Annotated in this window: 8 protein-coding genes; 6 read left to right on the top strand and 2 right to left on the bottom strand. The window is 52.1% G+C overall.

Annotated elements, in window-relative coordinates; translation table 11 throughout:
- The 6 genes from HMPREF2958_RS02025 to HMPREF2958_RS02000 form a co-directional block, all read left to right on the top strand.
- On the top strand, positions 1 to 539 hold a 539-nt coding region (locus HMPREF2958_RS02025; RefSeq protein ID WP_070696095.1), incomplete at its 5' end, for a DUF6318 family protein.
- 38 nt (positions 540 to 577) lie between these two features.
- Positions 578 to 1,294 (top strand): DUF6318 family protein, encoded by a 717-nt coding sequence (locus tag HMPREF2958_RS02020; RefSeq protein WP_070696093.1) that lies wholly within the window; start codon positions 578 to 580, stop codon positions 1,292 to 1,294.
- 38 nt (positions 1,295 to 1,332) lie between these two features.
- Positions 1,333 to 2,055 (top strand): DUF6318 family protein, encoded by a 723-nt coding sequence (locus HMPREF2958_RS02015; protein WP_070696091.1) that lies wholly within the window; start codon positions 1,333 to 1,335, stop codon positions 2,053 to 2,055.
- A 242-nt stretch (positions 2,056 to 2,297) separates the two neighbouring features.
- A complete protein-coding gene (locus HMPREF2958_RS02010) occupies positions 2,298 to 2,990 on the top strand; it encodes a DUF6318 family protein (protein ID WP_070628144.1) in 693 nt (230 codons plus the stop codon).
- Positions 2,991 to 3,070: 80 nt separating this feature from the next.
- The gene (locus tag HMPREF2958_RS02005; RefSeq protein ID WP_070628142.1) at positions 3,071 to 3,769 is read left to right on the top strand and encodes a DUF6318 family protein; all 699 of its coding nucleotides are present in this window, start codon (positions 3,071 to 3,073) and stop codon (positions 3,767 to 3,769) included.
- Positions 3,770 to 3,800: 31 nt separating this feature from the next.
- Complete coding sequence (locus HMPREF2958_RS02000; RefSeq protein ID WP_246827988.1) at positions 3,801 to 5,015, top strand: MFS transporter; 1,215 nt, start codon at positions 3,801 to 3,803, stop codon at positions 5,013 to 5,015.
- Between the two features lie 79 nt (positions 5,016 to 5,094).
- On the opposite strand, the gene HMPREF2958_RS01995 is transcribed toward HMPREF2958_RS02000, so the two are convergent.
- On the bottom strand, positions 5,095 to 7,086 hold the full coding sequence (locus HMPREF2958_RS01995; RefSeq protein WP_070696087.1) for a M13 family metallopeptidase: 1,992 nt from the start codon (positions 7,084 to 7,086) through the stop codon (positions 5,095 to 5,097).
- 197 nt (positions 7,087 to 7,283) lie between these two features.
- Positions 7,284 to 8,729 carry an MFS transporter gene (locus HMPREF2958_RS01990; RefSeq protein WP_070449880.1) on the bottom strand — a complete coding sequence of 482 codons (1,446 nt, stop codon included), beginning with the start codon at positions 8,727 to 8,729 and terminating at the stop codon, positions 7,284 to 7,286.
- Positions 8,730 to 8,974: the final 245 nt, after the last annotated feature.

Raw genomic sequence — 8,974 nt, 5'->3', positions numbered from 1 at the left:
CCGGGAACTATGAACCTGCAACCCGTGAGCATCCCGCAAAGAACGCTCCGAAACCTATTAAACCCGATAACCTGAATGATAAATCGGTGGAGGGCTTCTACGCCAACATTGGGTTCATCATGGCTGCAATCCAGTACTTGGGGGGAACATGGAACGTCGATCCGTTATTAGAAACCAACTTCGATTATAAGGACTCTCTCGCGCAGACTATAAAAACATATATAAAAGAGGATTACACTGAGAAAAACTGGACCGATGTCAAGTTCAAAATCTCTTTGGATACCCCTCAACCGACGATCGAGGGCGATAAATACAACTGGAATGGCAAAATAATTGTAGACCGCGGAAATTTTTATGTATATAGTCGCCAGGCGCATGATGTTCCCCAAGATCAGCGTATCAGTGAAGAGGCGGCGATATTTATTGGTACCTATCAGGATGGTAAGTGGAAAATCAGCATTGAGACAAGTAAATCCGCGTCCCCTGGCGCTGGCAGCGGGTCGTCCACTGGTTCCGGTCTGGGCGGATTCGGATTCTAACATCATAAAGCAGAAGGTCTGAACAGAAAGGAAATATTATGTCTGATCAGTACGTTATTTCTCGCCGTTCCGCTCTTGGGGTGATCGGCGCCGGTTCTGCGGCGGCTGCTCTTGCCGCGTGCTCAACCAGTAATTCTAATGGCGGCGGCGGTTCTGATTCGTCGAAGCGTGATGATTACAGCGGCGAGGTGAAGTATGACAAGTTTGATACTTCTGCCGGGAACTATGAACCTGCAACCCGTGAGCATCCGGCGAAGAACGTTCCGAAACCTATTAAGCCGGATAACCTGAATGATAAATCGGTGGAGGGCTTCTACGCCAACATTGGGTTCATCATGGCTGCAATCCAGTACTTGGGGGGAACATGGAACGTCGATCCGTTATTAGAAACCAACTTCGATTATAAGGACTCTCTCGCGCAGACTATAAAAACATATATAAAAGAGGATTACACTGAGAAAAACTGGACCGATGTCAAGTTCAAAATCTCTTTGGATACCCCTCAACCGACGATCGAGGGCGATAAATACAACTGGAATGGCAAAATAATTGTAGACCGCGGAAATTTTTATGTATATAGTCGCCAGGCGCATGATGTTCCCCAAGATCAGCGTATCAGTGAAGAGGCGGCGATATTTATTGGTACCTATCAGGATGGTAAGTGGAAAATCAGCATTGAGACAAGTAAATCCGCGTCCCCTGGCGCTGGCAGCGGGTCGTCCACTGGTTCCGGTCTGGGCGGATTCGGATTCTAACATCATAAAGCAGAAGGTCTGAACAGAAAGGAAATATTATGTCTGATCAGTACGTTATTTCTCGCCGTTCCGCTCTTGGGGTGATCGGCGCCGGTTCTGCGGCGGCTGCTCTTGCCGCGTGCTCAACCAGTAATTCTAATGGCGGCGGCGGTTCTGATTCGTCGAAGCGTGACGATTACAGTGGCGAGGTCAAGTTCGAGAAGTTTGATACTTCCGCCGGGAACTATGAACCTGCAACCCGTGAGCATCCGGCGAAGAACGTTCCGAAACCTATTAAGCCGGATAACCTGAATGATAAATCGGTGGAGGGCTTCTATCAGAATATCGCCTTTATTATTGCTAGTTTCCAGTATTTCTATATGACGGCAGACGGCAGTGCTCTTATGGAAAGCAACCTTAAAGGCAAAGAACACGTCTCAAAGCTTGAAGAACAGGTGAAATCTTCTGGGGTACCGGATAAGTCTTGGTCTGAAGACCCCACTATCAAAGCTTCTCTTGATACTCCGCAGCCCAAGATTGAAGGCGACACCTATACATGGGAAGGAAAGGTATCAATAAATATGGGTAGCTTTACGGTTGAAAACGGTCAGGTGACGGATATCCCCGAGAAATCGCGGCATCAGGAATGGTTGCAAACCTTTACAGGTACCTATAAAGATGGTGTCTGGGAAATTGACCTTGGAATGAGCAGCTCCGCAAGCCCCAGCGCCAGCGGTGGCGCATCCACCGGTTCCGGCAGCGGCGGAGGACTCGGGTTCTAAACCTCTTTCGGGCTGAACCGCATCGGACGTAAATATAGGACAAGCCCGCAGAAACACGTGCGTTTCTGCGGGCTTAATCTATGTCTGCGGGGCTTGTATGTGGCGGGAGTGTCATAATTACCTGTACTGCGGCTCTACTCCGGGATAATAGAGGATGCGCCCGTCACGGTAACATCTCTCCCCGAACGAAAATACCGGTAACGACGCCGTATTTTCCGTTTCCATGAGAAAGGTGCCCGCCCATGACTTCCTCGTCCATATCCCGCAGAGCCACCCTCGGGGTGCTAGGCGCCGGTTCCGCGCTCGCCTTCGCCGGATGCGCCTCCCGCGTGCAGCCGCTCTCGGCGGACGCATCCGCGAGCTACCGTGCCGACTATTCGGGTGAGGTCACGTTCAACAGCTACGACACCTCCGCAGGAGAATACGTGCGCGCAACCCGTACCCAACGCGCGAAGAACGTGCCCAAACCGGTGAAAACCGCCATGATGACCGAGAAAAGTTCCGCCGGGCTCTACTCCCTATTTGGATTTCTTGGGGCAGCCTTCACCTACGGAATTATGACTAACGATTTCTCTCCCTTCAAAGAAATTACCTTTGTGGGAGGAATAAACGGAGCCGAAGCCTTTGAGGAAAGCAGTGTGAAAGAGCTTGAAAATATGTGGTTTGAAGACCCTAAAATGACGTTTACGCTCAAAGACCCGACTCCCACCCAGAACGGTGACGTCTACACATGGGCGGCAACGACCACATTCTCAACAGGTAATTTTGTAGTGTATGAGGGCACTGCGGTAGACATTCCCAGCGAGGCAAATAAAGACGTTCACGACGGAGAGTTTAAGGCACGATATAACAACGGACGCTGGCTGCTGATCGATATTCCCACCAATACCGATTTGTCTTCTAGCTTTGGCTCAGCGGGTAACCTGAGTGCCTAATTCCAGGGGATAGTACTGGCCGGGAGTATCCGGGATAATAGTGTTAGAACAATAGTCGCTATCGATGAAAGGTCTTTCTTATGGCACAGTCGTTTGTATCCCGCAGAACCGCCCTAGGTGTGCTGGGCGCAGGTTCCGCGCTCGCTTTTGTTGGATGCGCATCCAACGCCGGCAGCGTGAAACCGCTCCCGACGGATGCTACGGCAAGCTATCGCAACGATTTCAGTGGCGAAGCGAAGATTGACGAATACGATACCTCGGCGGGGGAGTATCGTAAGGCGACCCGCACCGAACGCGCGAAGAACGTGCCCAAACCCATCAAACCTAAGAACGCCGACGAAAACTCGGTGGCAGGGCTGTATTCCAGTATCGCGTTCTATACTGCGGCGACCCAGTACATGATGGAGAGCGGTGACGACAGCCTGATCGAGCAGACTGCGCTGAATGATACAGATAAAAGCTCCGTTAAGTCATCCTCGTACCAGTTTTCAACGATCTGGTTTGAAGAACCCAAGGTGACAGCCAACCTCACCACACCGAAGCCCAAAGAATCCGGCGGGGAATACACCTGGCCTTCCCGATTCACCATAGGGTTGGGTAGCTTTATCGCCACCTCAGGAAGGGATGCTGATGTCCCCTCAAGCTCCCGCAGCACCACGCTCGACGTGGATATAACAGGGAAGTATGAAAACGGGCACTGGGTTATTGGCGGGTTCGCCGCGGCCTTCCGCAGCCAGGTAGGTTCAGGCTCTAGCAGCAGTAGTGGATCGAGCATCTAGCCTTCTGCTCTGAGAGGTTTTGCGGAACGTGGTGAGGTGCAGTAAAGCGTACTATCTCATCCCGGCGACGGCGCTTTCACGCATAGGCACCGTCGCCTACACCATTGTGGTGACCTGGTATATCAGCCAGCACGCCGGTCAGCAGATGGTTGGGGTGATGAATGCGTGTAGCGGTGCGGGCATATTCCTCGCCAGCATTCTTGGATTTGTTGTCATTGACAGGTTTAAGAAAAAATCCCTGCTGATTTTCTACGATATTTTTAATAGCCTCTGCTGCCTGTGCGCTCTTATTCTTTTATCGTCAGCACGCGGAGAATTTATCGTTTATATACTGATTATTCTTTCGGCTCTCATGTCTTTAGCCGCGACTGCGTACAGCCCCACAAGCCGCGCTATTATTCCTGAGATTCTTGGAAATCGAGAATTTGAAAAATACAATAGTACCTATTCGATGGTGGGAGAACTATCCCGTGCTGTGAGCCCCCTCGTGGGAACCATGATTCTCATGCAGAATTTTGCGAATGCCCTAGAGCTTTCAATCATCGTCAATTTGGTGTCATTTATTCTGTCTTTAGTGCTCACTTTTATGCTGCCCGCTGGGTCTGTCGCTATCCGACGCTCAGAGGGCTCCGAAGTATTCCAAAAAACGCATATACTTCATGATTTAAGGTTTGGACTAGTATATATAGCCTCTAGTGCATATTTTAGACGTGAACTTGTCTTCGCCGCTCTCCTCAATATGTGGGGTGCCTCAACCCTTTTCCTGCTTCTAGGGCGAATTGCTTACTTGGGGTTAGGGCAAGAAGTTTACGGTATTGGTGTGTTTATGGGAACTATGGGCGCCGTGGCTGCATCTTTTATTCTCAACCGCATACCTGCGCTGAGGCGGTGGGCGCATCCACAAATATTACTGCTGGTTATCGGTGGCGCGTATGTATTGGCACTTATACCCGGAATTATCAGCGTTATTACTGCACAAAGTATAGTGAGTGGAATTATTGTTATCTATACTATTGGTCTTTTCTCGGATTTGCAGAAGAAGAGCGATGCTGGGCATATTGGAAAAGTAATGTCTGTCTTTAGTTTAGCGGCAGCGCTTTTTACATCGCTGGGAAATCTACTCTTCTCACATCTAAGTGTGCGGGTAGATACCGGAACATATGCGTTCGTATGTGCCGCATCCTTAGCCCTTACAGCGGCGGTGCTTTGGGCAATACGGTATCTTTTAACCCGCGCGAGCAGATAATATTTCGGCGAGCAGATAGCAATCCGTTATCTGCTCGCCAAAATATTATCTGCTCGCGCTATTGGGAGCTGGCAGGCGGTTACCAGATACGCACGCGATCCTCAGGCGCCAGGTACAGTTTGCTGTCCTCAGGAACATCGAACGCATCATAAAACTCGTCGATATTGCGCACCACGCCGTTCACCCGGAACTCGTCGGGGGAGTGCGGATCCACCGAAATCATCATCTCCGCATGCTGCGGGCGTGACTTAGTGCGCCATCCCTGCGCGGTAGACCAGAACAGGCGCTGCGCGGCCGTCATGCCGTCGATGACCGGCGCATCCGCCAGTGAGGTGATGCCCTGCTCGGCAAGCGCAATCTCATAGGCCCTCAACGCAATTGACAGACCCGAAAGGTCGCCGATATTCTCACCCAGAGTTAGTTCGCCGTTCACCCGGAACTTCTGCGGGTCAAGGTTCGCCGGGGTGTAGGCGTTATACTGCTGCACCAGCGCGCTCGTGCGCTTGGTAAACTCGGCGAAATCCTCCTCGGTCCACCAGTTATTCAGCGCGCCGTCGCCATCATAGAGCGCACCCTTATCGTCAAACCCGTGGCCGATCTCGTGACCGATTACCATGCCGATGCCGCCGTAGTTCGCTGCGTCGTCGGCCTCAGGGTCGAAGAAGGGCGGGCGCAGAATAGCCGCGGGGAACACAATCTCGTTAGCGGGCGGCATATAGTAGGCGTTCACGGTCTGCGGAGACATCAGCCATTCGTTCTTATCAACCGGGTCGCCAGCGCGATCGATCATGAAATCGCTGTTAAAGGCGGCGGTGCGGCGCAGGTTCTCGAACAGGTCACCGGGCACCAGGGTCAGTTTCGAGTAGTCGCGCCACTCGTCCGGGTAGCCGATCTTCGTGACAAACTTCGAGAGCTTTTCCAGTGCCTTCTCGCGGGTGGCTTCGGTCATCCAATCCAGGTTCGTGATGGAGCGGCGGTATGCTTCCAGCAGGTTATTGACCAGCTTGAGCATTTTCTCCTTGTGTTCCGGCGGGAAATGCACCGCCACGTATTCCTTGCCGAGCTCCTGATCGAGCGCGTTCTCCACAGCCGCAACGCCGCGTTTCCAGCGTTCGCGCAGCTCTTCGGTGCCTGAGAGAGTGCGACCGTAGAAATTGAAGTTTTCCTGCACGAACGCATCCGGTAGGTAGGGCGTGCGGGAACGGATAGCGCACCACAGGGCCCAGAGTTTCCAGGTCATCAGCGGGGTGGACTGCCACATGTTCGCCACGCCCTCCAGGAAAGAAGGCTGAGAAACAATGACCGTGCCCAGCTCTTTGGGGTCTGCCCCCAGCGCAAGAAGCCACTGCTGGAGCGGGAAACCGGGGAACTTCTCGTCAAGTTCGGTGGCTTTGACGGGGTTATATTTCGCCTCTGCATCACGGTTTTTCACGACATCCCAATGATGTGCGGCGATCTCGGTCTCGTGCGAGAAAATGAGCTGTGCCGCCTCCATAGGGGTTAGGGTGAAGCTCTCGGTAAGACCGGTCAGCTCGAACATGGTGGCAATATGCTCGATATACGCGGCGCACACCTGCTCGTACTTCTCTTCGCGGTAGTACGCTTCATCGGGCAGGCCCAACCCGGCCTGGGTGAGGTAAAAGACGTAGTGCTCGGGGTCTTTCTGATCGATGCTGGTGTACCACCCGAGAAGCTGCGCCAGCCCAGCCCGTGAGAGGAGCGCTAGAGTGACGGCGAGCTGGTCGCTTGTGGCGGCGTTGAGAATCGGGGCAACCTCGCGCATGAGCGGTTCCAGCCCGTCGGACTCAATCTTTTCGGTATCCATAAAAGAGTTGTAGAGCGCGCCGATGCGGGATTCAGGCTGTTCCTTGGCGATACGCTCAACAATCTCACGCACATGCTTTTCGGCATCATCGCGCAGAGTGTACAGCCCGCCGTCTTTGGAACGGTCGGCGGGAATTTCATAGGTATCGAGCCAGCGGCCGTTCACGTGGCGGAAGAAATCATCGCCCGGTTTAACCGCATTATCGACCCATTCGGTCGTAATTCCAGAGTTCTTTGCATTATCCATGACCCCATTCTAGGGGCTTTATGGCGCGAGAACCTTGAAGATAACACCTCTTCGGCATATTCCCTCAGGGGCGTAATTCGGTGAACGCTGCCACCCTTTGCCCCTTAAAGGCAACCGCGAGCAGGTAGGATTTTGCCGATAAGGTAGGAAAATCCTACCTGCTCGAATCAAAAACCACCTGCTCGCGGAAACTGAAATTACGCCTGCGCGTTTTCTGCAGCGAGTTTCTTATCCCTCTCAGCCATCATGCGCTTCTCTGCCCCATTAACAAGCCAGAGGAACACAATAGCCAGTCCCGAGCACACGATCATGAAGATGAAGGCGGTGCTCCAGCCCCAGTGATCCACAATGATGCCGATACCGGTAGAAGCCAACGTAGCACCCAGAGCATACCCGAAAAGACCGGTAAATCCTGCGGCGGTACCCGCGACATGTGAAGGCGACAGGTCGATAGCCTGCAAACCAATCAGCATCACCGGCCCATAAATCAGACCGCCAATCAGCGCCAACGCAATATAGGCGATAATGAGCGGAGCATCGGCTGAAGGCAGCCAATACAGCAAAATAGCGCCTACGGTAGCAATCAAGAAGAGAATACCCGCGGGTGAACGACGACCCTTAAAGACATAGTCAGAGACGAAACCGCAGAGAATGGTGCCGCCAATACCGGCAAGTTCCAGGATTGAGAACCCAGCAATACCGCCCTCAAGGGAGGCGTGGCGCACATCGTGCAGATATTTAGGAGCCCACACCAGCACACCGTAGCGCAGCGTGTACACAAAGACATTAGCAAGAGCCAGATACACCATGGTCGAATTAGTCAGCACATGCTTACGAATAGTCGTCCATGTTGATTCAGAACGGTCTTCGTCCGTGGACTCAACCTTGTGGGGATCGTTGCGGTACACGTCAATAGTGGGCAGGCCCTCAGCCTCCGGATTATCGCGAATCAGCAGCCACGCCACAAAAGCAAGCACAAAGCTAATCACCGCAGGGAACCAAAAAGCAACCTGCCAGGTTTTACCGAAGAGCGTGAAACCCCAGGCGACCAAAAGACCCGAGAGCGCGCCACCAACGTTATGTGCGGTATTCCAAAGAGAAACCTTAGACCCGCGCTCGCTCGTAGAGAACCAGTTCACGAGCACGCGACCTGAGGGCGGCCACCCCATACCCTGGAAGATACCGTTGAAGACCATAATGGCGGCCATGGTGGATGCGATTGCGGCCCCGTATCCTGCAGCTGCCGCACCGGACCCCATGTACCCGGCGATAGCGAGCAGAACGTTTGCAATACCAGAAAGTACTAATCCTATGGGGAGGAATAACCGCGCATTAGAGCGGTCAGAAATCATAGCGGTAAAGAATTTGCTGAAACCATAGGCTAAAAGCAACGCCGTAGAAAGCGCACCAATAGCCGCATTACTAAAACCGAGCTCATGAGTCAGAATCGGCGTAACAAGCGGAACGTTATTGCGAATCAGATAAAACGTTGCGTACCCGATAAAAATACCCATAAAAACCTGAAAACGTAGGCGTGGGTACTTCGATGCGACCTCTGCTGTGTTCAGTTGAGGTTTTGCTGTCGGGATAGCAAGCCAGCGGGGTACAGAACCCTTCTTCTTTGGAGAATCTGTAGTAGTCATGCTCGCATTTTAGGAATAGATACCTATAGAAATAGTAATTTTAAGAGCATATGTACAGGTTACTTAAACTAGAAGTGAACATATGTTCAGAATGATTATTCTGTGAATAGCAATTTTAGGCTGTCACAACAGTAAATTTTTTATTTATGTGAGATAGGACTATGTCTTAGGGAACATAAATGCTTATGTTGGATGCGCATACCCTCTATATAACCGCGAGCAGGTAGGATTTTGCCGATAAGGTA

The sequence above is a fragment of the Rothia sp. HMSC036D11 genome (assembly GCF_001814205.1).
GTDB classification, from domain to species: Bacteria; Actinomycetota; Actinomycetes; order Actinomycetales; family Micrococcaceae; genus Rothia; species Rothia dentocariosa.
Note: the sequence above shows the minus strand (reverse complement) of the source record. Positions and strands in the feature narration are given on the sequence as shown.